Origin of the sequence: Sphingomonas sp. JUb134 (assembly GCF_004341505.2) — a bacterium.
Classification (GTDB): domain Bacteria; phylum Pseudomonadota; class Alphaproteobacteria; order Sphingomonadales; family Sphingomonadaceae; genus Sphingomonas.
Map to the genome: position 1 here is coordinate 1,720,457 of NZ_SLYP02000001.1, position 25,128 is coordinate 1,745,584.

Genomic DNA, 25,128 nt, shown 5'->3' on the forward strand with positions numbered 1-25,128 from the left:
CAGCCGCTTCGAAGTGGCTTATATCGTGGAACAAAGTGCCGTCCTGCGCGGGCGCGCTGGCGAAGGACGGTTTCTTGATGTTGTACGACGCTTACGAATTTCAACGATCGATGCTGGCTGGTGCCAGCGCCATGGCGAACTTCGGCGCGGGCCTGCTCCAGAACCCGGCGAACCCGTTTTCCTATTTCGGCGGCGGGCCGGTGCTTGCGTCTGCCTTGGAAGTCTTCGCGCATGCGGCTGCCCCGCGCGGCAAGCCGGCCTTCGGCATCACCCAGACGGTGGTCGACGGCCGGGACGTCGCGGTTCGTGAAGAGATCGTGTTGCGCAAGCCGTTCGGTCAGCTCAAGCACTTCGTCCGCGAGGGGGTGACAGGTGGGCCCAAGCTGCTGATCGTGGCGCCCATGTCGGGCCATTACGCGACGTTGCTGCGCGACACGGTGCGGCGGATGCTGGTCTCGGCCGACGTTTACATCACCGATTGGCGCGATGCGAAGCTGGTGCCGCTGTCGGATGGCCGCTTCGACCTCGACGACTATATCGATTACCTCACCGACTTCCTGGCCGCGATCGGGGCAGAGGGGGATCCCCGCGCGCATGTGCTGGCGGTGTGCCAGCCGTCGGTCCCGGCCTATGCGGCAACGGCGGCGATGGGCCGCGATCGCCACCCGAACCGCCCCTATACGCTCAGCATGATGGGCGGCCCGATCGACACGCGCGAGGCGCCGACCGCCGTCAACACGCTCGCGACCGAGCGCCCGCACGCCTGGTTTGAACAGAATGTCATCGCGACCGTGCCGATGACCTATCCGGGCGCCGGCCGGCGGGTGTACCCGGGCTTTCTCCAGCTCGCCGGCTTCATGAGCATGAACCTCGGCAACCACATGATCTCCCACTGGGAGATGTTCAAACATCTGGTCGAGGGCGACGGCGACAGCGCATCCGCGACCAAGGACTTCTACGACGAATATCGCTCGGTCTGCGACATGACCGCGGAGTTCTACCTCCAGACGATCGAGCTGGTGTTCCAGACCCACGCGCTGCCCAACGGCACGATGACGCATCGTGGCCGCCCGGTGGACCCGGCGTCGATCACCGACACCGCGCTGCTGGCGATCGAAGGGGAACGCGACGACATCTCCGGCCTGGGACAGACGCGGGCGGCGCTCACGCTAGCAAAGGCGCTTCCCGAGGAGATGAAGCAGTATCATCTGGCCGAGGGTGTCGGCCATTACGGCATCTTCCACGGCTCGAAGTGGCGCAACCGCATCGCGCCGGTGCTGGAGGGCTGGATCGCGCAGCACGGCGGCTGAAGCCGCCGCCAGCTTTCAGTCCCAGGCAGTTCTGGCCCAGTGCCACGCCGTCCAGGCGAGCACCGCCCACAGCATCACCACCATCGCCAGCCCGGCCCAAGAGACCGGGCGGCGAGAGGCTGCCTCGGCCGTCGCGCGGTGTTCGACCAGCAGCGACGCCGGCACCATCCGCGCGATCAGCCAGAGACCCGCAGGAATCAGCAGCGCGTCGTCAACCAGCCCCAGCACCGGCACGAAGTCCGGCACCAGGTCGATCGGCGACAGCGCATAGGCGGCGATCACCAGCCCCAGCAGCCGTGCGGCGAGGGGTGTGCGAGGGTCGCGCACCGCCAGCCACACGGCGTGCGCTTCCACCCGCACCCGGTGGGCGAGCGAGGGCCCGACGAAACGTCGGGCGCGCAAGCTAGAGCGTAACCCGCGTGTGGCTTCCGGCTTCCTCGTCATAGATGGTGTTGCCCGTCAGCATCTTGAGCTTGCCGGTGATGCTGTGGTCGGTTTCCCAGATCTCGGCATCGGTCAGGTCGAAGCGCAGCATCAGTAGGTTCGGATCCTGGCGCCCGCCTTCGTACCAGGCCTCGACCTGCTTGTTCCAATAGCGGTCGATCACCGCCGGGTCGCTCTCGGTCGTCAACGTACCGCGCAGCGACGCATAGAGGTCGTGGTTCTTGGACACGAACTGGACGGTCGCGGGGCCGCCAGCGGCTGCGCGATTGTCCTTCTTCGTGTAGAACCAGAACTCGCTGTCGGCGTCCTCGTCCAGCACCGCGTACATCGGCTCGAAGTGCTCGCGGTTGGTGGTGGTGCCCAGCATCACATAGGGGCTGGCGGCCATCGCCTTCCACATCTGCTCGCGGATTTCCTTCGGGCTCTTGTCCGGCATCATTGTCCTCCTTGAATGGCTCAGGGAGGACAACGAGCGGGGGCGCGGCGGTTTCCACGCCGTTCCGCATCACGCCGGGTTATGCTTCGCCAGGAAGCTCTCCAACGCCTTCAGGAACTCCAGCCGGTCCTGCTCGCGGGAGAAATGATGGTCGGCGAGCGGCTGCTCGATATAGTCGACGGGCTTGCCCGCGCGCTTCAGCCGCTGGACCAGGGTTCGCGACTGCCGCACCGGCACCACCCGGTCCTTGACGCCGTGTACCACCAGCAGCGGCGTGCCGAACCCCGCCGGATTGTTGATCGGCGATACCGCCGCCAGGTCCGGCGCCTGCCGCTTCAGCCAATCGCGCCGTGCGCCCGAATAGAGGAAGCGGCTGTCGTAGCGGCGCATCGCATTGAGGTCGGAGACGCCGGCAAAGGAAACGGCACAGCGATAGAGCGTCGGATCGCGCTCGGCAGCGCGAAAGGCCGCGTAGCCGCCATAGGAGGCGCCCACCATGCACACCCGCTTCGGATCGGCGATGCCCTGCTTGGCGAGCGCGGACACCGCATCGTTCAGGTCGTCCTGCATCGCCAGGCCCCATTGGCCCTCGCCCTTTTCGGTGAAGGGCGTGCCGTAGCCGGACGAGCCGCGGTAGTTGGGCTGGATCACCGCATAGCCGCGGTCGGCGAGGAACTGCGTCCACCAGTCCCATTCCTCGGTGTCGCGTGCGAAGGGGCCGCCATGGGGCAGGACGATGAGCGGCAGGTCGCGGCCCGCGCCCTTGGGCGTCGTGAGCACCGCCGCGATTTCGAGGCCGTCGCGTGCCTTGTAGCGGATCGTGCGAACCGGATGCAGCCGCTTCATCCCGATCTTCGGGTTGGTAAAGCCCAGGTCGGTGAGTGTGTCGGTCGCCTTGTCATAGAGGAAATAGGCGCCCGGGGAGTCGGACCCGCTCGCCAGCAGGATCACGCGCGACTGGTCGCGGCTGAACGACACCAGCCGGACCTGCGCGCCGCGGATCCGGTCTCCGAGTTGCTTGGCCAGCTTGGCGATCTCCGGATCGATCCAGTGCTGCTGCGGCCGGTCTGTGCGGGTGCCGACGCCCAGCACTCTCGATCCGCCGCTGTCGGAGATCACACCACCCAGGTCGAAGCCCTCGGTCGCCATCAACTGCTTGCCACGGGTCATCGTCTCCAGGTCCAGCTCGTAGAGCGCGCTGAACCCCTTTTCGTCGTCGGCGATCGTCACCGCCCCGCCGGTGTCGCCGAGGAACAGCGCCGGGACCATCAGGGAGCCGTCATCGTCGCGGTCGACCGTCCGGAAGCGCCCCCGGTCACCCGCGCGGTACAGCAGCCGCCGGCGGCGCCCGTCATCCGATTGGCCGATGCCCATGCGCACCGCGCCCTTGCCGTCGGCGTACCAGGCCATCACGCCGGGCTGGCCCTCCATCACGCGGGTGCGCTTGCCCGTGGCCAGGTCGAAAAGGTCGACCCGCGGCCAGAGGCCGGGATCGTTGCTGTAGATGGACGTCTGGTAGCCCAGCAGCACCCGAGCCGTACCGTCGTTGGCAGCCCAGAGGATGTTGTCGCCGTTCTGTGCCGCGCTGTCCTTCGCCAGAACCTGCACCTTCTGGCCATCGGCGCTCACCGCCACCGCACGGGTGACGTACCAGTCCTCGTCTCCGACCGGACTGGTCCGACCGATGCCGATCACCAGCCAATCGTCATTGACCCAGCGCCACCAGTTCAGGTCTGCCTCGCCCAGGCCTGCGTATCGCGGCGGCCCGCCGTCGACGGGAATGATGGCGAGGTACAGCGTGCCGTTGAGCGCCACGCGGGCGGCATAGGTTTTGCCGTTCGGGGAGAGCTCTGGCGATTGCAGCATCGGAAGGGCGGCGAAGTCCTCGATCGGCCTCGGCGCGCGCTTCGCGGCGACCTTAGTCTCTGCCGGTCCGGCCGAGCCGGCCGGCGGCAGCGGCTGTCCTCCCGCCGCTAGCGCCGCGCTGGCGAGTGCCAGCAGACCCGCACCGGTCGCGGCTCGACCGGCTGCCCAACGTCCCTTGATCATCATTCCCCCCCTCAGCCGGCGCCCCCGCGCCGGACCGGCCATGCTGGCCAGGCACTCGGCACAAGGCAAGCCCGCGCGCGCGGGTCACCACCAGAAGGGATGAAGAATGACGAACGCCGCACGATGTGCCGTGCGGCGGGGAGAGGGTCAGGCGGCCTTGCGCTCCGTCGCCTCCGCCAGGATCTCCTCTTCGACTTCCGCCTCGAGGAAAGCGATCAGGCCGCGTTCGAAGCGGCTCAGATAGCGTTTCGCCCGCGGCAGCCGCAGCGTTTCCCGAAACTCGGTCTGGCCGTGTTTCACCAACTCGATCAGCCGCGGGTGGACATAGGATTTGCGGGCGATCGCCGGCGTGTTGCCGAGCGCCTCCACCACCGGTTCCAGCATCGTCTTGAGGCTGATGTCGTGCGGTGCCGTCGCCAGTGCCTCGAATGCCAGCACGCTCGCGCCCCAGGTGCGGAAGTGTTTGGCGGTGTAGTCGGCGCCCATCGCCTCGCGGATGTAGCAGTTGACGTCGGTGGAGGTGACGGGATGCGTCTCCCCTGCGGCGTCCACCCAGCGGAACAGGTGCTGCCCCGGCAGATCCTGGCACCGCTTCACGAAGCGGATCAGCGAGCCGTCGGTGACGGTCAGCGTGCGCATCTTGCCCGACTTGGCACGGTATTGCAGCTTCAGCCGATCGCCCTTCAGCGTCGCGTGCCGCTTGCGCAGCGTGGTCGCCCCGAAGCTCTTGTTCTCCTTCGCATAGCCCTCGTTGCCGACGCGTACGCGGCCCAGGTCGAGCAGCCGGACGACCGCCGCGACCGCGCGATCCTTGTCCAACGTACGGTGGCGAAGGTCCGCTTCGACCTTGGCGCGAAGCTTGGGCAGCAGGTGGCCGAACTGGGCGCAGCGGTCGTACTTCTCCGCCTCACGCGCTTCGCGAAAGGCGGTGTGGTAGCGATATTGCTTGCGGCCTCGCTCGTCCCAGCCGATCGCCTGGATATGGCCGAACGGGTCGGGCGAGAACCACGCGTCGCGATATGCGGGGGGCAGGCCGATCGCGTTCAGCCGGTCGATCTCGTCACGATCGGTGATGCGGGTCCCGTCCGTCCCGAAATATCCCCATCCGTGACGCATCTTGCGGCGGGTGATGCCCGGCTGCGCGTGGTCGATGAACTGTATTTCCCCGCCTGTCATTGGATCCTCTCGATTGTCGCTCCCAATGCGCCGCTCGTCGCTTCGTTCCGGAACCGCGAAGGGTGCGGCTTGTTCGACCTTGGCGTTCCCCAACAGGATAGGAGAATTCCAATGGCAGACCTTGGCGATGCGCGCGTGCTGATCCTGGCGGCCGACGGATTCGAGGAATCCGAGCTGTTCGAGCCGCGGCAGGCACTGCTCGACGCGGGTGCGACCGTCACCCTGGCCTCGATCAAGACCGATGCCATCCAGGGAGTGGTGCACGACACCGAGAAGGGAAAGACGATCACGCCCGACCTCAAGCTGGAGGACGTGGACGTCGACGACTACGACGCGCTGCTCCTGCCGGGCGGCGTCGCCAACCCGGACAAGATGCGGATGCAGGACCGCGCCGTCGAAATCGTCGGCGAGTTCATGGACGAGGGCAAGATCGTGGCCGCGATCTGCCACGCGCCCTGGCTGCTGGTGGAGGCCGACGTGGTCGACGGCCGCCGCGTCACCAGCTGGCCTTCGGTCCGCACCGACCTGGAAAACGCCGGGGCCGACGTGGTGGATGAACAGGTGGTCGTGGACGAAAACCTCATCACCAGCCGCAAGCCCGACGACATTCCCGCGTTCAACCGCGCCCTGATCGAGGCGCTGGAGAACGACCTCGCCGAAGACGAGGACGACGACGTGGACGCGGAGGCAGGCTCCGGCGACGATTGAGCGTTGCGGGCGGCCGGCTCGCCCGGGCGCCCGTTTCTGCTATGACGGTGCTGGCGGCGCGGGGCCGCTCCAGCTTGAGGATCGCTCATGCGCCTGTCCGCCGTCATCACCGTTGTCCTGCCCCTGTTGGTCGGGGCCGCCAGCGGCCCGCTCGCGGCCCAGTCCGGCGGCCCGTTCACGGTTGCGGAGACTGGCCGCAGCTACGGGCGCCTCCAGGATGCGGTGGGCGCGATCGGCGCCGGCACGGGCATCATCCGGATCGCGCCTGGCACTTATCGCCAATGCGCGGTGCAGGAGCAGGGGCGGATCACCTATGTTGCCGCCGAACTCGGCAGGAGCGTGTTCGAGCGGATCACGTGCGAGGACAAGGCGGCGCTGGTGCTGCGCGGCGCCGGCGCACGGGTCGACGGGCTGGTCTTCACCCATCTCCAGGTGGCAGACGGCAATGGCGCCGGCATCCGCATCGAGAAGGGCGATCTCGCCGTCGCGAACACCCGGTTCATCGACAACCAATCCGGCATCCTGTCGGCAAGCGACCCGACCGCCACGATCACCGTGGATCGCTCGACCTTCGCTGGTCTTGGCAAGGACCCGACCGGCAATGGTGCGCACGGCATCTATGTGGGCGGATATGGCGCGCTGACGGTCACGCGCTCGCGCTTCGAACGCGGCACGGGCGGGCATTATCTCAAGAGCCGGGCACCGCGCGTGACGATCGTCGACAACAGCTTCGATGACAGCGCGGGGCAGGGGACGAACTACATGATCGACCTGTCCAACGGCGCGACCGGGCGCATCGCGGGCAACAGCTTCGAAATGGGCCCGAACAAGGACAATTACTCGACCATGATCACCGTCGCGCCCGAAGGGGCGGAGAACTCCTCGACCGGGCTGGTGGTCGAGAACAACCGCGCCTGGCTGACCCCCGCCTTCCGCTGGAAGACCACCTTCGTGGGCAACTGGTCCGGTGACCGCGTGACGTTGCGCAACAACCAGCTTGCCGAGCGGATCGCGCCCTATGCCGATCGCTAGCGATCACGTCGCCAGGCGCGACCCCAGCCAGCCGGCAAGATACTCCAGGCACGCGATCCGCCGCCACAGGCCGGAATCGGTGATCCGCTCCATGTCGAAGTAGCGCCGCATCGCCGGGAACTCGGGGTCGATCACCCGGTGCATATAGTCGGGCGACAGCAGCCCGCCGTGCTCGTCGCCCATCGGCCGCAGCCGGCGCTGGACCGCATAGCTGTGCTGGCGCACCCAAGCCGGCCGGATGCGCGAGGACCATTCGTCGAACCGGTGGCGCAGGCTCGGCGGCCCGGCGAAGTCGTGGCCGTAGGCGGAAGGATAGCCGGCGAGCACCGGGTCGATCGCCGCCAGCAGCCGCGCCTCGAACGCCCCGGCGTGCTTCGCGGTCATCGGCAGCGTCAGCGCGGCCGCGACCAGCTGATGGTCCAGGAATGGCATCAGATAGGCGCCGTGCTGCGCCTCCAGGCTGATCTCGCGGCCGAACAGCGCCCGGCAGCGCACGCGCGGATAGGCCTGCTCGGCATGGGTGCGCGACATGCTGGTCCGGGCGTCCGGCAGGCCGAGCGCATTCGCGATCTTGGCCGCGATCCGGTCCAGGAACGCGCGTCCGTCGAAGCCCGGCGTCGCGTCTCCTGGTGTGAAGCGCGCAAAGAAACTGCGGGCGATGGTCCTCGCGGTCAGCCGCCGGTCGGGCAGCAGGAAGAAGTCGCGATAGACCTCCCCACATCCGCCCGAGGCCGCAAGGCTGCCGTTCGCGTGCCGGCGAAGCTGGGCTGCGGCATGGCCGCCGTTGTCGAAGATGTTGCCATAGGTCGGCAGCCCGTCGAACTGATGGAAGTTCGCCTCCACCTGCGCCGGGAATGCCTCGGGCGTCATCGGCGCGGCGGACTTGTCGATCCAGTCGACTGCGAAGCCCTCTGCCCGGCCGATTGCCTGCGCGATCCGAACGTCCGCGCTACCCTCCGGCCCATAGACATAGACGGATGGCGTGCTGCCGGCCGCACGCAGCCCCGCGAACAGCAGCCGCGAATCGATCCCGCCGGAAAGCGGGCAGTGAATGCGGTCGCCGTACGCAGCGACATAGGGCGCCACCGTCGCGCGCAGGCGCGCCGCATGCTCGGCGACGCGATCGGGAAGGGCGCTCCGGCTTGGCGCGTCGGGCAGCGGCTTCGCGGTCGCGTGGCGGGTCACGCCGTCGCGGGTGAGCTCCAGCACCCATTTCGGCCCCAGCGTCTTTAGTTCGGCGAACACCGTGTCGTCGCCGATCGGCACCACGTTGAACGCGTGTTCGTACACCCCCTGCGCATCGAAGCGGACGCTCGGCAGCGCCTGCAGGGCGGCGAGCAGCGAGGTCGAGAAGATGCGCTGTTCCAGGTCGTGGAACAGCTGGAACGCCCCGAAATAGTCGCCGAACAGGAACGCGCGGCCGTTCTTGCGTACGACCGCCACGAACTCGCCGCCGATCCGCGACCAGTCCAGCGCCGGCAGCTCCGTCTCGCGCAGCAACGCGGCAAGTGCCGGCGTCCCGAGGCGGCCGTCGAACACCAGCGTTCCGGCGACCGCTACCAAGTCGTCGGCCGCGACCAGCAAGCCTCCCGCACCGCCGCTCGGCGGCTCGAAATGCAGCAGCGACCAGCCGGGAAAGCTGTGGCGGGTGGGGCTGGCCAGCCCGGCCCGCGCCCCTTGCGCCTGCGCCGCCGCGAACGCCTCCTCGCAGGAGGGGCCGCTGTCCGTGCGTGCGAGAAACAGTCCCCCCATCGCTCCCCTATCCCTCCGCCGGCTGGAGTGGCGCCGCGCCGGGCCTCGGTCGCGCCTGCCGGATCGGGCGCCACTGGCTCTCCGCACGCTTGCGCGCGAGATAGCCGTCGAGCCCCATCTGCGCGCCCAGCAGCATGAAGACGAAGGGATTGAACGCGATCGCCACGAACGCCGCGCCCAGCAGGTAGATGAGGTGCGCGTGCTGCAGCGCCGTCGCGAGCGGCGAGGCCCAGGCAAGCTCCGGCGGCGCCTGGGAATAGCGGCGGCGCAGCAGTTCCATCCGGAACAATCCGCCGAGGTGGATCGCCAGCCACAGGGCCAGGCCGAAATAGCCCTGCTCGCCGAGCATCTCGAAATAGGCGCTGTGGTAGGCGCGCGCCTGGTCGACCTCGAGCGCGCGCTCTACCGTCGCGTTGTTGCGGTCGCCGACGGTGGCGACCGTGTCGTAGCGGATGCGGTTCTGGCGATAGGCGTCGAACCCGCCGCCCATCGGGTGATCCCGCACATAGTCGAGCGTCCACTGCCAAACGGCCAGCCGGGTCGAGGCGGACGTGTCGGCCTGATAGCTGCGGATGGTCTCCATGCGCTCCGTGAAGGTGGAGGGAAGCAGCGGCACCGCGATCAGCGCTGCCGCTCCCAGTGCCGAAAGGTAGAGCACCCGCCGCTTCACCTCGCGCAGCATCAGCACCGCGAGCAACCCGACGCACAGCAGGCCCGTTCGTGCCGAGGTGCCGACCGGGATCAGCAGGCAGGCGAAGCTCAGCGCATAGCAATAGGTCCGCACCCGCCAGTCGGGCGGAAAGATCGTCCCATGCCGGGTGAACCACAGGATGATCGGAATGATCGCGATCGCGACGGTGGAGATGGTGCTGCTCTCGTAGAGGCCCGAATTGTTGGAGACCATGAGGTTCAGCTCGCCATAGCCGCCGCCGGTCACCAGCGTCTTGATGGCGCCCACCACGATGATCGAGGCTGCCGACAGGAGCATGAACAGCAGCAACGCCTCGATCCTCAGGCGCGTGCGCAGGGTCAGCGGCAGGAAGATGGCGAACGCCATCGCCTTCCATACCCAATCCCACTTGTACCGCGCCTCCATCGGGAAGTCGGCGTGCGCCGTCGTGTACCAGCACCAGCCGATCAGCATCATCAGCAGCACCTGCCGAGGAGCGATCCGCAGGCCCCGCTTGTCGTCGGCGAGCAGCCATCCGCCCACCGCAAAGGCGGCGGCGATCGCGGAGATCGGCACCGAGTTCAGCAGCAGGTAGGTCAGCCGCTGCGGCGAAACGATGTCGATATAGGCATAGGCCAGCACGAACAGGAACGGCCGGCGAAAGCCGAAGGCGAACAGCGCTGCCAGGAAGCCGACAAAGGCAAGATCACGCACCGAAGCGGTTCCTGCGCCGCGGCTTGGCGGGCTCGGATGCGGGGGGCGTCTCCCGGTCCAGGTCCGGCCGCCGCAGCAGCAGCCAGGCGGCCAGCAGCATCAACCCGTGCGAGAGACCAAGCGAGAAATTGTCGATCATCGTCCCGCTTTCTTACCTCTCGCCGCCCAGCAACTGCACAAGCACGGTTGACGCAGCGTTAAATGCTTTAGAGGCAGGACACCAGCCATGCGGATCCTGCACGTCCTTGATCATAGTCTGCCGCTGCACAGCGGCTATACCTTTCGCACGCGCGCGATCCTGAAGGCGCAGATCGCGCGCGGCTGGACCGTAGCGGGCGTGACGGGGGCACGGCAGGGCGGCCACGCCGCCCGGGAGGAGGACGTCGACGGGCTGCACTTCTTCCGCACCGATCCGCCGGAACCCGCCCGCGCGCCCCTGGGCGAACTGCGCGAGGTGGCGGCCCTCGCCCGGCGCGTCGAGCAGGCGGTCGACCGGTTCAAGCCGGACGTGCTGCACGCCCATTCGCCGGTGCTCGACGGGCTGGCGGCGCTGCTCGTGGCCCGCCGCCGCAAGCTGCCGCTCGTCTATGAGATCCGCGCCTTCTGGGAAGACGCCGCTGTCGGCAACGGTACCGGGCGTGAAGGCTCGTTCCGCTACCGGGCGATCCGCCGCCTCGAAACCTGGCTCGTGCGCCGCGCGAACGCGGTCGCCGTGATCTGCGAGGAACTGCAGCGCGACCTCGTCGCGCGCGGCATCGATCCCGCTCGCATCTTCGTGTCCCCCAACGGCGTGGACATGACGCTGTTCGGCGACCCGCCGCCGCCGGACGCGGCGCTCGCCCGCGAACTGGGGCTGGAGGGAGAGACGACCGGCTTCATCGGCAGCTTCTACGACTATGAAGGGCTGGACGATCTGATCGCGGCGATGCCGGCGCTGGTAGCCAGGCGCCCGCGGTTGAAGCTGCTGTTGGTGGGCGGTGGCCCGATGGAGGCCGCGCTGCGCGCCCAGGCCGCGGCGTCGCCGGCGTCGGACGCGATCCGCTTTGTCGGGCGGGTCCCACACGAGGCGGTGGAGCGCTACTATGGCCTGGTCGACGTGCTGGTCTATCCGCGCAAGCACATGCGGCTGACCGACCTTGTCACGCCGCTCAAGCCGCTGGAGGCGATGGCACAGCGCCGGCTGGTGGCGGCTTCCGATGTCGGCGGGCACCGCGAGTTGATCCGGGACGGCGATACCGGCACGCTGTTCCCGGCCGACGATCCGCACGCGCTTGCCGAACGGGTCGCCGCGCTGTTCGAAGACCGGGGAGAGTGGGACGCGATGCGCACCCGCGCCCGCGCTTTCGTCGAGCGCGAGCGTAACTGGTCGTCAAATGTTTCGCGCTACGAACCCATATACCACGCGCTTATCAGAGGCTTCGCAACGGACGCACCATGGACGCCACAGTCGCTCCCCGACGCTTGAGCCTGCCCGCCGCCACCGCTGCCGCCGTTCTCGGCGGGGGCGTCGTCGCGCTGATCGTGCTGCTGCTGCCCACCGCGCTCCTGGAGCGGCAGGTCGGGGCTAGCGGGCTGCCGGACGTCCTCGCCGCAGCCGCGCCGCCGCTCGGGATGACGGCGCGGCTCGCGCTGATGCTGTTCCTCGGCGGCATCGCTGCGGGACTGATGTGGGGGCTGGGCCGGATCGTATTCGGCAAGCTGCCCCTGGTGATGACGCTGCCGACGATCCGCCATCCAAGACGAGCCGCGCCGCGGGAGATCGCGGCCATCCCGGTCCTGCGTCGCGGCGATGCGCATCCGGACGCCCCGGCGCGTGCGCCCGTGCTCGCGATGCGCGACCTCGGCACGCCCTTTCTGGAGGTGACGGCGGCGAGCACGGCCGCGGCGGTCCCGGCCGAGCCGATCGAGCAGGCGCTGCCGGAAGACCTGGACCTCCCACTCGCTGCCTTCGACCCGGACGCCATTCCGGTGCCGGTCGAGCCGCCCCGGCCGCTGTTCCACATCGATGCGGCGTCCGGGGAAGGTGCCGATGCGGTGCTGCTGACCCGTCAGATCCGCGCCGGTTTCGCCGCACCGCCCGAGCCCGAACCGGAGCCGCCGGTCGAGGAAAGCTCGACGCGCGCATTGCTTGTCCGGCTCGAGCGGGGGCTTGCGCGGCGGGAGCGGGGCGAGGGCGCCCCCCAGCTCGCGCGCGGCAGTGCGGGAGACGAGACGCTGCAGGCGACGCTCGCTTCGCTCAGGCGCTGGGCCATCAGCGCCTGAAGTTCAGCGTTCCTCCACCGTCAGGACTTCGATTTCGGCGCAAAGCCGGTCGCCATCGGTTTCGCTCGACAGCAGGGCAAGGTCGGCGACTAGGTGCCCGCGCAGCGGCAGCTCTGCCTCGGGTAGGGCCTGAAGCCAGGCCTCTAGTTCCGCTGTCGCCCTCCCGGCCAGCCGGACCCGGTGGCGCGCGCCGTTGAAGGTGGCGCTCGCCCAGGGCGTGCTTTCGATGCCGTCGATCGTGATCCCGTGGCCGCCTGCCTGACCGGCCAGCAGCAGCCGGCGTTCCAGCAAGGTCGTCACGTCCGGCCCGCGGCTCATGCGCGGCCCTCCTGCTCGGCGATATAGGTCTCGATCCGCGCCACCGTGTCGGGCCGCGGTTCGCGTCCGTTGCGCAGGTCGCCGACCAGTCGCGGGTCGTGCACCGCGTTCCGCCCGAACAGCGTCGGCGGCATGCCGCTCGCGTGCAGGAACCGGTCGATCTTCTGCAGAATTGTCACCTGACAATCTCCTGATTCGCATCTTTCTGTTCCGGTTCTGTTCTCGCAAATCCAACTTGTCTAGGAAGATTCCTACGGCTACCAAGAGGCGTGGAACCCGAGCAGCAACGCACGGTGCTCGCCGCGCTGGCGGCAGAGCGGGGCGAGAGCCTGGCCGCGCTGTCGCGACTGCTCGGACGCAACGCCGCTTATCTTCAGCAGTATCTGGAGCGCGGCAGCCCGCGCATGTTGCGCGAGGAGGACCGCGAGAAGCTGGCCCGCTACTTCGGCGTTCCGGAAGCGCGGCTGGGAGGTCCGGCGGTGCCGCACACGGTCGCGATCCCGCGCCTGGACCTTGCGGCCTCCGCGGGACCCGGCGCTCTGGTGGAACTGGAATCCGCCGCACCCTTGCGCCTGGATGGTGAGTTCGTCCGCCGGCTCGGCGCGCGGCCGGAGGCACTGTCGATGATCGCCGTGCGCGGCGACTCGATGGCGCCGACGCTGGAGGACGGCGACTCGATCCTGGTCGACACCGGCTCGCGCGATGGCGGGGAGGGCGTCCAGGTCGTCCGCCACGAAGGGGTCCTGCTGGTGAAGCGCCTGCGCAAAACCACGGACGGCACTGCTCTCGTCAGCGACAATCCTGCGTACCCGCCGATCCCGGTGCGCCCGGGCGACCGGCTGGAGATCGTGGGCCGCGTCGTCTGGCTGGCCCGGCGCCTGCGCTGACCGTCAGCGGCGGTCGATCAGCCACACCGCCAGCGCGATCGCGACGCCCGCCGCCGCGCCGACCAGAAAGCCGATCGTCGGCTGGTGGAAGCCGACAGCGCCGAGGATGGTGCCGCCGAGCACGCCGGTCGCGATGGCGAAGCCGCCGGCAGCGGTGTTGCGGGAGGGGCGCGGGTCCATGCCATGCCTCTGCCATGTCGATGCCGCGCGCGCCAGCCATGCGACACCACCCCAACGGACCGCCCCGTGCGTGCGGCGCATCGCGCGCCGTCGTGCCTAAACGATTGGCGGGCGCCGTGGAGTCGGTCTAGGGAAGCCACTATGTCGTGGCCCTCCCGCCGGCTCGTCCTGCTCGCTGCCGCCGGGTGCGTCACCGCACTCGCGTCTGCAGGCGCGCGTGCGCAGCAGGCGCCCGCCACGCCGGCCCCTTCGGACGACCTGGGCTCGACCCTCGATCCAGCCTCGCCGCTGTCGCCGATGCCCGACATCGGCGTCGACTGGCCCGATCTGTCGCCGGACCCCGCAGAGGCGACCGCGTCGATGGACCAGACGGCCGACCTGGCGACGGTGGAGCGCCGCTACGGCTATCGCGTCCTCGGCATCGAGGGGATCGGCGGCGACTTGTTCCGCGAGCGCTTCGACGAACTGTCGACGTTGCGGGCGAACGAGGCGCATGCCGCCAACGTGGCCCAGATCGATCGGCGCGCGCGCGAGGATGCAGCGCTGCTCAACGACCTGCTGCGCAACGAAGGCTATTTCGACGCGCGCGTGACGACGACGACGTCAGCGGAGGAGGGCAAGCTGCTCGTCACGCTGCAGGTCGAGCCCGGGCCGCTGTATCGCTTCCAGCAGGTGACGCTGCCGGGCGCCGAGGAAGCAGGTGCCAAGGCCCCGGCGCTCGCGACCGCGCTGGGTGTGAAGCCGCAGGACCCGGTCAACGGCGACGCGATCGAGGCGGGCGAGAAGCGGTTGCGCACCGCCGTCGGGCGGGAGGGGTTCCCCTTCGCGCGGGTGCGACCGCCGGTGGTGGTCGTGGATCATGCGACGCGCACCGCCACGCTGGAGATGCCGGTCACTCCCGGCGGGGAACGGCGCTTCGGCCGCATCAGCACGCCCGACGCGCGCGTGTTCGACGGCGAGCATGTGCAGGAGATCGCCCGCTTTGCTCCCGGCGATCCGTACGACGCGGCGGAGGTGGACGACCTGCGCCGCGCGATCATCCAGACGGGCTTGGTGTCTTCGGTCCGCGTGCGGGAGGTGGAGGGGCTTTCGCCCGGCTCCGTCGACCTCAACGTCTTGCTCGAGCCGGCGCCGCCGCGAACGATCGCCGGCGAGCTGGGCTATGGCACGGGGGAGGGGGCGCGCGCAGAAGCGAGCTGGACGCATCGCAACCTGTTCCCGCCAGAGGGGGCGCTGACGGTACGGGGCGTGCTCGGCACCCGCGAGCAGCTGGGTGCGCTCACCTTCCGCCGCAACAACTTCCGTGCACGCGACCGGGTCCTCACGGGTCAGATCTCCGCCTCGCACGTGGAGCGCGACGCCTATGAGGCAGATACCTTTTCCGTCTCGGGCGCGCTGGAGCGGCAGACCAACATCTTCTTCCAGAAGACCTGGACGTGGTCGCTCGGTGCCGAGTTGGTCGCCACCGACGAACGCGACGTGATCGTCTCCACCGGCGAGCCGCGGCGGCAGACCTATTTCATCGCGGCTGCGCCCACGTCGCTCAACTACGACGGGTCGGATGACCTGCTCAATCCGACCCGCGGCTTCCGGTTGGGAGCGCGGGTGAGCCCGGAACTGTCGCTGTCGGGCAAGGCGTTCGGCTATACCCGCGCGCAGATCGACGCCAGCGCCTACCAGCCCGTTCGCGATGGGGTGGTGGTGGCAGGGCGTGTGCGGCTGGGCTCGATCCTTGGTGCGCCGCGCGATGCGGTGGCGCCGTCCCGCCGCTTCTACGCGGGTGGCGGCGCGTCGGTGCGCGGCTATGGCTATCAAGACATCGGCCCGCGCGACCCGAACAACGACCCGATCGGCGGGCGCAGCCTCGCGGAATTTTCGCTGGAGGCACGCGTGCGCGCCTTCGGCAACTTCGGCGTGGTGCCGTTCCTCGACGGCGGCAACATCTACACCTCGACGCTGCCCGACTTTTCCGGCTTCCGCTACGGCGCGGGCCTGGGTGTCCGCTATTATTCCAGCTTCGGGCCGATCCGCATCGACGTGGGAACGCCGCTCAACCCGCAAAAGGGCGACGCGCGCGTCGCCGTCTACGTCTCGCTGGGGCAGGCATTTTGAGCGACGAGGACACGCCCGAAGCGCCGGTGGTCGCCGTGCGTCGGCGCGGGCGTTGGGCGCGGCGGATCGCGGGCGCGCTGCTGCTGGTGCTGGGCGCGATCGCGGCGCTCCTGCTGCTGCTCGACACGGGGCCCGGCCACCGTCTGATCGCAAATCGGGTGGCTGCGCTCCAGCCCAAGGACGGCATGCGCTACCGCATCGGCCGCATCGAGGGCTCGATCTACGGCCGGGCGCGGCTGATCGACGTGCGCGTCTACGATCCCAAGGGGCTGGTCTTCCGCGCGCCGGTCGCCAACCTCGACTGGAGCCCGTTTGCCTGGTTTTCGAACCGGCTCGACATCACCCGCCTGGTGATTCCGCGCGGCATCCTCGCGAAATTGCCGCAGCCGCGCCCGACGGGTCGCAAGGGGCCCATCCTTCCCGGGTTCGACATCCGCATCGGCGCCCTCCGCATCGATCGGCTGGAGGTGGAGCCCGCAGTCACGGGCGTGGCGCGCGTCGGCCGGCTACAGGGCCGGGCCGACATCCGCTCCGGCCGCGCGCTGGTCGATCTCGCCGCGCGCATCGACGGCAGCGATCTGTTGCGCGTCCATCTGGATGCAGAGCCCGACCGCGATCGCTTCGAGGTCGCCACCCGCGCGATCGGCCGCGCCGACGGCGTCCTGGCCCGGCTCTCGGGCATCCGGTGCCCGCTGACCCTGCGCATCGACGGCGACGGCACCTGGACCCGCTGGCAAGGCAGCGCGCTCGGGATCGCCGGCGACACGCGCGTCATCGATCTCACCCTCGGCAATCGTGCGGGCGCCTATACGCTCGGCGGCACGCTCGCGCCGGCATCGCTGCTCCACGGCAAGCTCCAGCGGCTGTCCGCACCACGCGTCCTCGTCAACGGCGCTGCGACGCTGGCCAATCGCCGGCTGGAGGGACGGCTGGGCCTTCGCTCCCGTGCGCTCGCGCTGGAGGCGGAGGGTGGCCTCGACCTCGCACGCCGCGGCTATCGCGACCTGCGCCTCCACGCGCGGCTGCTTCAGCCGACGGCGCTGTTCCCGAACATGTCGGGCCGCAACATCGAACTGCGCGCGATCCTGGAGGGGGAGTTCGCGACCGCCGCGTTCGACTATCGGCTCACGGCCGATCGCCTCGCGTTCGACGACACCGGCTTCGAGGGTGCTCGTGCCAGCGGCAAGGGCCGGCTTTCGCCGGCGCCCGTGACGGTGCCGATCCGGGTGACGGCCCAGCGCGTGACCGGCGTGGGAGACGTCGCGGGCGGCATCCTTCGCAACCTGTCGGTCGACGGCGCGCTGAAGGTGACCGCGCGCACGCTGACGGGCACGAACCTTCGGCTGCGCTCGGACAAGCTCAACGGCACGATCATGCTGGTGCTCGATCTGCGGAACGGGCGCTATGAAGTCGGGCTCACCGGCGGGCTCCGGCGGTACCTGATCCCAGGGCTCGGCATCGTCGACGTCCAGTCGCGGCTGACGGTGGTGCCGGGCCCGAACGGGCGGGGGACGCGGATCGTCGGGCGGGGTGCCGCGCAGATGGTGCGGCTGGACAATGGATTCTTCCGCTCGCTCACCGAAGGCCTGCCCCGAATCACCACCGGGCTTGAGCGGGGCGCCGATGGCGTGCTCTACTTCCGCAACCTCGTCCTGACCTCGCCGGGGCTGACGCTCAGCGGCAACGGCTTGCGGCGGCGTGACGGCACCTTCCGCTTCGTGGGCCAGGGCCGCCAGCGGACCTATGGCCCGGTATCGCTCGTGCTCGACGGGCGTATCGAGAAGCCGACGCTCGACCTGCGCTTCCAGCGGCCGAACGACACGCTCGGGCTCCGCGACGTGACTGCGCACCTCGATCCGACGGCGGAGGGCTTCGCCTTCACCGCTGGGGGCGGCTCTCGTCTCGGCCCGTTCACGGGCGCCGGGCGCATCCTGCTCCCGCGCGGCCAGGACGCGAGCATCGCCGTCGATCGCCTGGACGTGAGCGGCACCCGCGCGAGCGGCGCGATCGCGATCGTCGAGGGCGGGTTCGACGGACGACTGGCATTCGGGGGCGGCGGCCTCTCGGGCGAAATCCGCTTCGTGCCCCAGGGCGGCATCCAGCGCATCGACATCGCCGCCGATGCTCGCAACGCGCAGTTGGGCGGGCAGGGACGGGTGCGCACCGGCCGGCTGGAGGCAAGCCTGCTGCTCGATCCGGATAGGACCACGATCGATGCCACCCTGACGGCGCAAGGGCTGCGTCGTGGCGCGCTCTCCATCGCGCGGCTTGCCGCCAACGCCAAGCTGCGGGGCGGCGAGGGCGAGGTGCGGGCTTCCATTGCCGGTTCTCAGGGGCGCGCCTTTGCGATCCAGTCGGTCACCCAGGTGACCGCCGACGAATATCGCGTGCAGGCCCAGGGTAGCCTCGACGGCCGCACGCTTCGGCTCGAGACGCCGGCGGTGATCCGGCGCGAGGCGGACGGCGGCTGGCGGATCGCGCCGACCCGCTTCACCTTCGCCGGCGGGGAGGCGCAGGCGTCCGGCCGCTTCGGCGGCGGCGACACGGAAGTCGCGTTGCAACTCACCCGCATGCCGCTGACGGTGCTGGACATCGGCTATCCCGGGCTGGGCCTCAGCGGCAACGCCTCGGGCAAGCTCGATTATGCCCTACGTGACGGCGTGCCGAGCGGCCGGGTCAACATGACGGTGCGCGGCCTGTCGCGCGCCAGCTTGGTGCTTGCCTCGCGACCGATCGACATCGGCCTGGCCGCCGTGCTCGACTCCAACAAGATCGGCGCGCGTGCGCTGTTGGCCAGCGGCGGCAAGATCATCGGCCGTGCCCAGGCCCGGCTCGCACCGCTGGGGAGCGGCGGCACGCTGGCCAGCCGCATCGCCAATGCACCGCTCGCCGCGCAGCTCCGCTACGACGGCCCCGCCGATACGCTGTGGCGGGCTACGGGGATCGAGCTGTTCGACCTTTCCGGGCCCCTCGCGATCGGCGCCGATGTCAGCGGCCGGCTGGCCGATCCGCAGATCCGCGGATCGCTCCGGGCCACCAACGCCCGGATCGAGAGCGGCGCCACGGGCACGGTCCTGACCCAGGTGAACGCGCAAGGCCGCTTCGGCGGATCGCGGCTGGTGATCGACCGCTTCTCCGCCAGCGACGGTCGCTCGGGGCAGGTGAGCGGCACCGGCACGTTCGATCTCGCGGCCGTGCGCGGCTTCGGCATCGACCTGGCGCTGGAGGCGCAGCGCGCCCGGCTGATCAACACGGACACGCTGGCCGCCACCGTCACCGGCCCGATCACCATCCGGTCGGACGGATCGGGCGGCACCATCGGCGGCGAAGTGCGCCTGAACGAGGGCCGCTATCAGCTCGGCAAGGCGTCGGCGAGCGCACCCCTGCCGCGCATCGCCATTCGCGAGATCAACCTGCCCGGCGGCGACGAGCAGGACGAGGTTCCCCGCCGCCCGTGGCGGTTGAACCTGCAGGCGCGCGCCAGCAAGGGGCTGATGGTATCCGGCCTCGGCCTCAGCAGCGAATGGTCTGCCGATCTTACCATCCGCGGCGAGCCCACCAACCCGTCGATCCGCGGTCGTGCCGACCTCGTGCAGGGCGATGTCGAGTTCGCGGGCCGCGAGTTCGAGCTGGAGCGCGGCAACATTCGCTTTGATGGGTCCGTGCCCGCGAACCCCGCGCTCGACATCTCCGCTGATGCGGACGCGGAGGGATTGAACGCCAACATCCGTGTGACCGGCACGGCGCTCAAGCCGGAGATCGACTTCACCAGCACGCCGGCGCTGCCGCAGGACGAGCTGCTTTCGCGGCTGCTGTTCGGCACCTCCATCACCAACCTCTCGGCGCCGGAGGCGCTGCAGCTCGCAGCCGCGGTGGCGGCGCTGCAGGATGGGGACACCGGGCTCAACCCGATCAATGCCGTGCGCCGCGCGACCGGGCTTGACCGCCTGCGCATCCTGCCGGCCGACCCGCAGACCGGGCAGGGCACGTCGGTCGCTGCGGGCAAGTATCTGACGCGGCGCTTCTATGCGGAGATCGTCACCGACGGGCAGGGCTATTCGGCGACCAACGTGGAGTTCCGCGTCACGCGCTGGCTCTCGCTGCTCTCCTCCATTTCCACCATCGGTCGCCAGAGCGCTAACCTTCGCGTTTCGCGGGATTATTGATCGGCACCTCCGGCGCGGTCGGGCGTTGAGCACAGCGGAAAACTGGTGCTGGGGGACCCGCGTTCGCATGACAACGCCGCAAATCCTGTCCGTCTGCGTGCTGACGGGCATGATGCTGCTCTTCATCTGGGGGAAGTTCCGCTACGATGTGACGGCGGTCATCGCCCTGCTCGCGGCGATCGGCTTGGGCCTGGTGAAGCCGGAGGACGCCTTCAGCGGCTTCTCCGATGACATCGTCGTGATCGTCGCCTCCGCGCTGGTCATCAGCGGCGCCGTCCAGCGCTCCGGGGTGATCGAACGGATGCTCCGGGTGGTGCAGAAATATGTGACCCGGCTGCCCTCGCAACTCATGGTGCTGTGCGCCTCGGTGGGATTCGCTTCCGCGCTGGTGAAGAACATCGGTGCGCTCGCTATGTTGATGCCCGCCGCCTTTCAGATGGCGAAGCGCTCCAAGAGCTCGCCTTCGGCGCTGCTGATGCCGATGTCGTTCGCGTCGCTGCTGGGCGGCCTCATGACCCTTGTCGGCACCTCGCCGAACATCATCGTCAGCCGCGTGCGCGAGGACATGACGGGCACGCCGTTCCGCATGTTCGACTATCTGCCGGTGGGCCTTGGCCTGACGCTCATGGGACTAGTCTTTCTCCGCTTCGGCTACCGCCTGCTGCCGGGCGACCGTCGCGCCGCGCCGACGATGGGCGAGGCGCTGGACATCCAGGACTATGTGACCGAGGCGCGCGTCGCCGAGCGATCGGAGGCGGTGGGGGAGACCATCGCCGCCTTTGTCGCCCGCCACGGCCATGACGTCACCGTCACGCAGGTGCTGCGCGCCGGGATCCGCACGACACCCTGGCGCGAGCTCGAGCTCCGCGCCGGCGACGTGCTGATCCTGGGCGGCGCACCCGACACGCTCGAACAGGTCATCGCCGGCGACGGGCTGGAGCTGGAGGGGCACGACCGCGCCCAGCCGCAGGGCAGCGAGCACGACGAGGTCGGCGTGATCGAAGCCGTGCTCGGCGCCGACTCGGTGCTCGTCGGCCAGACCGCCGGACGCATGCTGCTCCAGGCCCGCTATGGGGTGAACCTGATTGCGATCTCGCGCCGGGGCGAGCGGCTGACGCGCCGCCTCGCGAACACCGTGCTCTGCCCCGGCGACGTGGTGGTGCTGCAGGGGCCGCTCGGGCTGCTGCCGGAGCGACTTCGCATGCTGGGCTGCCTGCCGCTCGCCGAACGCTCGCTGCGGCTGGGCAACGCGCGCAAGGGGCTTCTGCCGCTGGCGGTGCTGGCGGTCGCGATGGCCGCGACGGCCAGCGGGCTCGTCCCGGTGGCGGTCGCCTTCTTCGCGGCTGCGGCCGTCGTGATCCTCACCGGATCGCTGCCGGTGCGGGACGCATATAGCCATATCGAATGGCCGATCCTGGTGATGCTGGGCGCGCTGATCCCGGTTAGCGATACGCTGCGCACGACGGGCATGAGCGACATCATCGGCGTCTGGCTCGCGCAGACGGCGGCGTCGCTCCCTGTCTGGGGTGCGGTGGGCCTGATCTTGGTCGCCGCGATGGCGGTGACGCCGTTCCTCAACAACGCGGCCACCGTGCTGGTGATGGCGCCGATCGCCGCCACGTTCGCAGGCGATCTGGGGTACCGGCCCGAGGCGTTCCTGATGGCGACGGCCGTGGGTGCGGGCTGCGACTTCCTCACCCCGATCGGGCACCAGTGCAACACGCTGGTGATGGGCCCCGGCGGCTACCGCTTCGGCGACTATGCGCGGCTGGGGGCACCGCTGTCGGTGCTCGTCCTGCTGTTGGGGACGCCCTTGATCCTGTGGGTATGGCCGGTGCACTGATCCGGCCCGGGAGGGTGCATCGGGTCGCGGCGCTATGGGCCGGGCGCTCCTGGGAACGGCAGGACCCCGGAAGAGAGGCTGCCTGGCGGCGGAGTCGTTAGCCGCGCATCCGTCGTGCGATCAGGATCGCGACCAGCCCTGCGACGGCGGTGACGGTGCCGGTGAGCACCCAGTCATATTGGTCGATCATGAAGCTGGAGGCCGGCCAGCGGATGATGCCCACCCCCTGGCCGATCCAGAACAGCCCGACGATCGCCGCGACCGCGCCGGCGATCATCAGCAATCGTCGGGACACGCGCATCAGCGCTGGCCGATCTCGACATAGTCGCGCTGCGTCGGGCCCGTGTAGAGCTGACGCGGACGACCGATCTTCTGCGCGGGATCCGAGATCATCTCGTTCCACTGCGCGACCCAGCCGACGGTGCGGGCGAGCGCGAAGAGCACGGTGAACATCTCGGTCGGGAAGCCGATCGCCGACAGGATCACGCCCGAATAGAAGTCCACGTTCGGGTAGAGCTTCTTGTCGATGAAATACTGGTCCTTGAGCGCGATCTGCTCGAGCTCGCGGGCGGTATCCAGCACCGGATCGTTGATGCCGAGCTTGTCCAGCACCTCGGTCGCGGCCTTCGACAGCACCTTCGCGCGCGGGTCGAAGTTCTTGTAGACGCGATGGCCGAAGCCCATCAGGCGGAACGGATCGTCCTTGTTCTTTGCACGCGCGATGTACTCGGGGATGCGATCCGGGGTGCCGATCTCGCGCAGCATGTTGAGCGCCGCCTCGTTGGCGCCGCCATGTGCCGGGCCCCACAGGCAGGCGATACCGGCCGCGATGCACGCGAACGGGTTGGCGCCCGACGAACCGGCGAGACGCACGGTCGAGGTCGAAGCGTTCTGCTCGTGATCGGCGTGGAGGATGAAGATCTTGTCCATCGCCGATTCGATGACCGGATCGACCTCATACTCCTCGGCCGGCACGCCGAAGGTCATGCGCAGGAAGTTGCCCGTGTAGGACAGCTTGTTGTCCGGATAGAGGAACGGCTGGCCCACCGAGTACTTGTACGCCATCGCCGCGATCGTCGGCATCTTGGCGATCAGGCGGTGGCTGGCGATCTGCCGCTGCACCGGATCCGTGATGTCGGTCGAGTCGTGGTAGAAGGCGGAAAGCGCGCCGACGACGCCGCACAGGATCGCCATCGGGTGGGCATCGCGACGGAAGCCACGATAGAAGTTCGCCAGCTGCTCATGCACCATGGTGTGGCGCGTGATGGTGTTGGTGAACTTGTCCAGCTCGCCCTGGTTCGGCAGCTCGCCGTTCAGCAGCAGGTAGCTGACTTCCATGAAGCTCGACTTTTCGGCGAGCTGGTCAATCGGGTAGCCGCGGTGCAGCAGCACGCCCTGATCGCCGTCGATATAGGTCAGGCCCGACTCGCAGCTCGCGGTCGAGGTGAAGCCGGGATCGTAGGTGAAGGCGCCGGTCTGCGCATAGAGCTTGCGGATGTCGATGACGTCCGGTCCGACCGTGCCCGAGAGCACCGGATAGTCACCGTCCTTGCCCGCTACCTGCAACTTGGCGGTCTCGCTCATCGGGTGTCGTCCTTTCGTTCAGTGGTTGGCCGGAACGGCCATCTGGTCGGCGATGCGGCCGAGGCTTTCCTCGCGGCCGAGCAGTTCGAGAACGTCGAAGATGCCCGGCGAGGTGCGGCGACCGGTCAGTGCGGCGCGAAGCGGCTGTGCGACTGCACCCAGCTTCACTCCGGCTGCGTCCGCCACGCTGCGTACCGCATGTTCTGTCGTCTCCGTATCCCACCGCTCGACCGCGTCAAGCGCCGTGTGCAGCTGCGAAAGCAGCGCGGGCGCATCGCCGGCCAACAGGGGCGCCGCCGACTCCTCGATCGGCAGCGGGCGAGTGGCGAACAGGAAGGCGGTGTTGTCTGCGAGTTCGTTGAGATCGGCCGCGCGCGGCTTCAGCGCCGGCATGGCGCGGCGCAGCAGATCGAGCCCCGCTGCGTCCGGAGCCTGCGGCAGGCGCGCCGCGACGAGATCGGCGAGTCGAGCGTCGTCCGCCTCGCGAATATAGTGGCCGTTGACGTGCGCGAGCTTCTTGAGATCGAAGCGCGCGGGCGAGCGGCCGACGCCGGCGAGATCGAACACCTCCACCGCGCGATCGCGGCTGATGATCTCCTCGTCGCCATGGCCCCAGCCCAAGCGCAGCAGATAGTTGTTGAGCGCTTCGGGCAGGATGCCGAGTTCATCGCGATAGGCGTCGACACCCAGCGCGCCGTGGCGCTTGGAAAGCTTGGCGCCGTCCGCCCCGTGGATCAGCGGGACGTGCGCATAGACCGGGTCCGGCCAGCCACCCTCGACGGCGTCCATCGCGCGGATCAGCGCCAGCTGCCGGAACGCGTTGTTGAGATGGTCGTCGCCGCGGATCACATGGGTCACGCCCATGTCATGGTCGTCGACCACCACCGCCAGCATGTAGGTGGGGGTGCCGTCGGAGCGCAGCAGCACGAAGTCGTCGAGCTCGGCATTGGCGACGGTGACGTCGCCCTGCACCCGGTCCGGGATCGTGACCGCGCCGTCCTTCGGCGCCTTCAGCCGCACCACATAGGGCGCGCCTTCCGGTGCGGTGGCGGGATCGCAGTCGCGCCAGCGGCCGTCGTAGCGGATCGGCTTGCCCTCGGCCCGCTGCTGCTCGCGCAGCGCCGTCAGTTCCTCGGCGGTGGCGTAGCATTTGTAGGCATGGCCGGCGGCGAGCAGCTGGTGCGCGACTTCGGCATGGCGGTCGGCGCGCGAGAACTGGAACACGGCGTCGCCGTCCCAGTCGAGGCCCAGCCAGCGCATGCCGTCCAGGATCGCCTCGATCGCCGGCTCGGTCGAGCGGGCGCGGTCGGTATCCTCGATCCGGAGCAGGAACCTGCCGCCATGGTGGCGGGCATAGAGCCAGTTGAACAACGCGGTGCGCGCGCCGCCGATATGCAGGAACCCCGTGGGGGAGGGGGCGAAGCGCGTGACGACTGCGCCTTCAGGCGAGGTTCCGGTATCCATACTTGCGCGCAACTGCGCCTG

22 protein-coding genes are annotated in these 25,128 nt (G+C 69.2%); 9 read left to right on the forward strand and 13 right to left on the reverse strand.

Annotated features, from left to right (window positions below):
- Positions 1 to 77 precede the first annotated feature (77 nt).
- Positions 78 to 1,310: a polyhydroxyalkanoate depolymerase gene (locus EDF69_RS08235; RefSeq protein ID WP_132882769.1), complete on the forward strand. Its 1,233-nt coding sequence runs from the start codon at positions 78 to 80 to the stop codon at positions 1,308 to 1,310.
- Positions 1,311 to 1,325: 15 nt separating this feature from the next.
- Here the strand turns inward: EDF69_RS08235 and EDF69_RS08240 are convergent, their stop codons facing one another.
- From EDF69_RS08240 to EDF69_RS08255, 4 genes are all read right to left on the reverse strand, one after another.
- Positions 1,326 to 1,712, reverse strand: coding sequence for a YkvA family protein (locus EDF69_RS08240; RefSeq protein WP_239555389.1), 387 nt, complete (start codon positions 1,710 to 1,712; stop codon positions 1,326 to 1,328).
- A gap of 1 nt (position 1,713) precedes the next feature.
- Positions 1,714 to 2,190 (reverse strand): pyridoxamine 5'-phosphate oxidase family protein, encoded by a 477-nt coding sequence (locus tag EDF69_RS08245; protein WP_132882771.1) that lies wholly within the window; start codon positions 2,188 to 2,190, stop codon positions 1,714 to 1,716.
- A gap of 69 nt (positions 2,191 to 2,259) precedes the next feature.
- A complete protein-coding gene (locus EDF69_RS08250; RefSeq protein WP_132882772.1) occupies positions 2,260 to 4,239 on the reverse strand; it encodes an alpha/beta hydrolase family protein in 1,980 nt (659 codons plus the stop codon).
- Positions 4,240 to 4,386: 147 nt separating this feature from the next.
- Positions 4,387 to 5,415: a DNA topoisomerase IB gene (locus EDF69_RS08255; RefSeq protein ID WP_132882773.1), complete on the reverse strand. Its 1,029-nt coding sequence runs from the start codon at positions 5,413 to 5,415 to the stop codon at positions 4,387 to 4,389.
- Between the two features lie 111 nt (positions 5,416 to 5,526).
- On the opposite strand from EDF69_RS08255, the gene EDF69_RS08260 reads away from it, so the two are divergent.
- Both EDF69_RS08260 and EDF69_RS08265 read left to right on the forward strand, forming a co-directional pair.
- Complete coding sequence (locus EDF69_RS08260; RefSeq protein ID WP_132882774.1) at positions 5,527 to 6,123, forward strand: type 1 glutamine amidotransferase domain-containing protein; 597 nt, start codon at positions 5,527 to 5,529, stop codon at positions 6,121 to 6,123.
- 87 nt (positions 6,124 to 6,210) lie between these two features.
- On the forward strand, positions 6,211 to 7,155 hold the full coding sequence (locus EDF69_RS08265; protein WP_132882775.1) for a right-handed parallel beta-helix repeat-containing protein: 945 nt from the start codon (positions 6,211 to 6,213) through the stop codon (positions 7,153 to 7,155).
- 3 nt (positions 7,156 to 7,158) lie between these two features.
- Here the strand turns inward: EDF69_RS08265 and EDF69_RS08270 are convergent, their stop codons facing one another.
- The 3 genes from EDF69_RS08270 to EDF69_RS08280 are packed head-to-tail and all read right to left on the reverse strand — an operon-like array spanning position 7,159 to position 10,430.
- A complete protein-coding gene (locus tag EDF69_RS08270) occupies positions 7,159 to 8,907 on the reverse strand; it encodes a hypothetical protein (protein WP_132882776.1) in 1,749 nt (582 codons plus the stop codon).
- Between the two features lie 7 nt (positions 8,908 to 8,914).
- Positions 8,915 to 10,291: a putative O-glycosylation ligase, exosortase A system-associated gene (locus EDF69_RS08275; protein ID WP_132882777.1), complete on the reverse strand. Its 1,377-nt coding sequence runs from the start codon at positions 10,289 to 10,291 to the stop codon at positions 8,915 to 8,917.
- Positions 10,284 to 10,430 carry a hypothetical protein gene (locus tag EDF69_RS08280; RefSeq protein WP_165889994.1) on the reverse strand — a complete coding sequence of 49 codons (147 nt, stop codon included), beginning with the start codon at positions 10,428 to 10,430 and terminating at the stop codon, positions 10,284 to 10,286. The genes EDF69_RS08275 and EDF69_RS08280 overlap by 8 nt, the downstream gene beginning before the upstream one ends.
- Before the next feature lie 87 nt (positions 10,431 to 10,517).
- Here EDF69_RS08280 and EDF69_RS08285 point away from each other — a divergent pair, with 87 nt between their 5' ends.
- The gene (locus EDF69_RS08285) at positions 10,518 to 11,756 is read left to right on the forward strand and encodes a TIGR04063 family PEP-CTERM/XrtA system glycosyltransferase (protein ID WP_132882778.1); all 1,239 of its coding nucleotides are present in this window, start codon (positions 10,518 to 10,520) and stop codon (positions 11,754 to 11,756) included.
- Entirely contained in the window at positions 11,726 to 12,553 is an 828-nt protein-coding gene (locus EDF69_RS08290; RefSeq protein ID WP_165889995.1) for a hypothetical protein, read from the forward strand. Before EDF69_RS08285 ends, EDF69_RS08290 begins: the two co-directional genes overlap by 31 nt.
- Before the next feature lie 3 nt (positions 12,554 to 12,556).
- On the opposite strand, the gene EDF69_RS08295 is transcribed toward EDF69_RS08290, so the two are convergent.
- Both EDF69_RS08295 and EDF69_RS08300 read right to left on the reverse strand, forming a co-directional pair.
- Positions 12,557 to 12,871: a hypothetical protein gene (locus tag EDF69_RS08295; protein WP_204991338.1), complete on the reverse strand. Its 315-nt coding sequence runs from the start codon at positions 12,869 to 12,871 to the stop codon at positions 12,557 to 12,559.
- Positions 12,868 to 13,050, reverse strand: a complete 183-nt coding sequence (locus EDF69_RS08300) for a hypothetical protein (protein WP_125960534.1) — start codon at positions 13,048 to 13,050, stop codon at positions 12,868 to 12,870. The genes EDF69_RS08295 and EDF69_RS08300 overlap by 4 nt, the downstream gene beginning before the upstream one ends.
- Before the next feature lie 90 nt (positions 13,051 to 13,140).
- Here EDF69_RS08300 and EDF69_RS08305 point away from each other — a divergent pair, with 90 nt between their 5' ends.
- Positions 13,141 to 13,758 carry a S24 family peptidase gene (locus EDF69_RS08305; RefSeq protein WP_132882780.1) on the forward strand — a complete coding sequence of 206 codons (618 nt, stop codon included), beginning with the start codon at positions 13,141 to 13,143 and terminating at the stop codon, positions 13,756 to 13,758.
- 3 nt (positions 13,759 to 13,761) lie between these two features.
- On the opposite strand, the gene EDF69_RS08310 is transcribed toward EDF69_RS08305, so the two are convergent.
- Entirely contained in the window at positions 13,762 to 13,938 is a 177-nt protein-coding gene (locus tag EDF69_RS08310) for a hypothetical protein (RefSeq protein WP_165889996.1), read from the reverse strand.
- A 141-nt stretch (positions 13,939 to 14,079) separates the two neighbouring features.
- On the opposite strand from EDF69_RS08310, the gene EDF69_RS08315 reads away from it, so the two are divergent.
- The 3 genes from EDF69_RS08315 to EDF69_RS08325 all read left to right on the forward strand — a co-directional run bounded on the left by EDF69_RS08315 (position 14,080) and on the right by EDF69_RS08325 (position 22,059).
- Positions 14,080 to 16,050 (forward strand): autotransporter assembly complex protein TamA, encoded by a 1,971-nt coding sequence (locus tag EDF69_RS08315; RefSeq protein WP_132882781.1) that lies wholly within the window; start codon positions 14,080 to 14,082, stop codon positions 16,048 to 16,050.
- Entirely contained in the window at positions 16,047 to 20,216 is a 4,170-nt protein-coding gene (locus EDF69_RS08320) for a translocation/assembly module TamB domain-containing protein (protein ID WP_204991339.1), read from the forward strand. The genes EDF69_RS08315 and EDF69_RS08320 overlap by 4 nt, the downstream gene beginning before the upstream one ends.
- A gap of 67 nt (positions 20,217 to 20,283) precedes the next feature.
- Complete coding sequence (locus tag EDF69_RS08325; RefSeq protein ID WP_132882782.1) at positions 20,284 to 22,059, forward strand: SLC13 family permease; 1,776 nt, start codon at positions 20,284 to 20,286, stop codon at positions 22,057 to 22,059.
- A 97-nt stretch (positions 22,060 to 22,156) separates the two neighbouring features.
- Here EDF69_RS08325 and EDF69_RS08330 read toward each other — a convergent pair whose 3' ends face one another.
- Genes EDF69_RS08330 through gltX form a run of 3 tightly spaced genes read right to left on the reverse strand, consistent with a single transcriptional unit; the run spans position 22,157 to position 25,107 of the window.
- Positions 22,157 to 22,360: a hypothetical protein gene (locus EDF69_RS08330; RefSeq protein WP_125960531.1), complete on the reverse strand. Its 204-nt coding sequence runs from the start codon at positions 22,358 to 22,360 to the stop codon at positions 22,157 to 22,159.
- Positions 22,360 to 23,643 (reverse strand): citrate synthase, encoded by a 1,284-nt coding sequence (locus EDF69_RS08335; RefSeq protein WP_132882783.1) that lies wholly within the window; start codon positions 23,641 to 23,643, stop codon positions 22,360 to 22,362. The genes EDF69_RS08330 and EDF69_RS08335 overlap by 1 nt, the downstream gene beginning before the upstream one ends.
- Before the next feature lie 18 nt (positions 23,644 to 23,661).
- A complete protein-coding gene (gene gltX, locus EDF69_RS08340; RefSeq protein WP_132882784.1) occupies positions 23,662 to 25,107 on the reverse strand; it encodes a glutamate--tRNA ligase in 1,446 nt (481 codons plus the stop codon).
- Between the last annotated feature and the right edge of the window lie 21 nt (positions 25,108 to 25,128).

Bases quoted from the DNA above. Each gene is read 5' to 3' on its own strand.
- EDF69_RS08295 (WP_204991338.1), bottom strand. From the start codon at position 12,871: ATGAGCCGCGGGCCGGACGTGACGACCTTGCTGGAACGCCGGCTGCTG.
- EDF69_RS08290 (WP_165889995.1), top strand. From the start codon at position 11,726: ATGGACGCCACAGTCGCTCCCCGACGCTTGAGCCTGCCCGCCGCCACC.
- EDF69_RS08335 (WP_132882783.1), bottom strand. From the start codon at position 23,643: ATGAGCGAGACCGCCAAGTTGCAGGTAGCGGGCAAGGACGGTGACTAT.
- gltX (WP_132882784.1), bottom strand. From the start codon at position 25,107: ATGGATACCGGAACCTCGCCTGAAGGCGCAGTCGTCACGCGCTTCGCC.
- EDF69_RS08255 (WP_132882773.1), bottom strand. From the start codon at position 5,415: ATGACAGGCGGGGAAATACAGTTCATCGACCACGCGCAGCCGGGCATC.
- EDF69_RS08235 (WP_132882769.1), top strand. From the start codon at position 78: ATGTTGTACGACGCTTACGAATTTCAACGATCGATGCTGGCTGGTGCC.
- EDF69_RS08265 (WP_132882775.1), top strand. From the start codon at position 6,211: ATGCGCCTGTCCGCCGTCATCACCGTTGTCCTGCCCCTGTTGGTCGGG.
- EDF69_RS08260 (WP_132882774.1), top strand. From the start codon at position 5,527: ATGGCAGACCTTGGCGATGCGCGCGTGCTGATCCTGGCGGCCGACGGA.
- EDF69_RS08285 (WP_132882778.1), top strand. From the start codon at position 10,518: ATGCGGATCCTGCACGTCCTTGATCATAGTCTGCCGCTGCACAGCGGC.
- EDF69_RS08250 (WP_132882772.1), bottom strand. From the start codon at position 4,239: ATGATCAAGGGACGTTGGGCAGCCGGTCGAGCCGCGACCGGTGCGGGT.
- EDF69_RS08270 (WP_132882776.1), bottom strand. From the start codon at position 8,907: ATGGGGGGACTGTTTCTCGCACGCACGGACAGCGGCCCCTCCTGCGAG.
- EDF69_RS08315 (WP_132882781.1), top strand. From the start codon at position 14,080: ATGTCGTGGCCCTCCCGCCGGCTCGTCCTGCTCGCTGCCGCCGGGTGC.
- EDF69_RS08330 (WP_125960531.1), bottom strand. From the start codon at position 22,360: ATGCGCGTGTCCCGACGATTGCTGATGATCGCCGGCGCGGTCGCGGCG.
- EDF69_RS08245 (WP_132882771.1), bottom strand. From the start codon at position 2,190: ATGCCGGACAAGAGCCCGAAGGAAATCCGCGAGCAGATGTGGAAGGCG.
- EDF69_RS08280 (WP_165889994.1), bottom strand. From the start codon at position 10,430: ATGATCGACAATTTCTCGCTTGGTCTCTCGCACGGGTTGATGCTGCTG.
- EDF69_RS08325 (WP_132882782.1), top strand. From the start codon at position 20,284: ATGACAACGCCGCAAATCCTGTCCGTCTGCGTGCTGACGGGCATGATG.
- EDF69_RS08310 (WP_165889996.1), bottom strand. From the start codon at position 13,938: ATGGACCCGCGCCCCTCCCGCAACACCGCTGCCGGCGGCTTCGCCATC.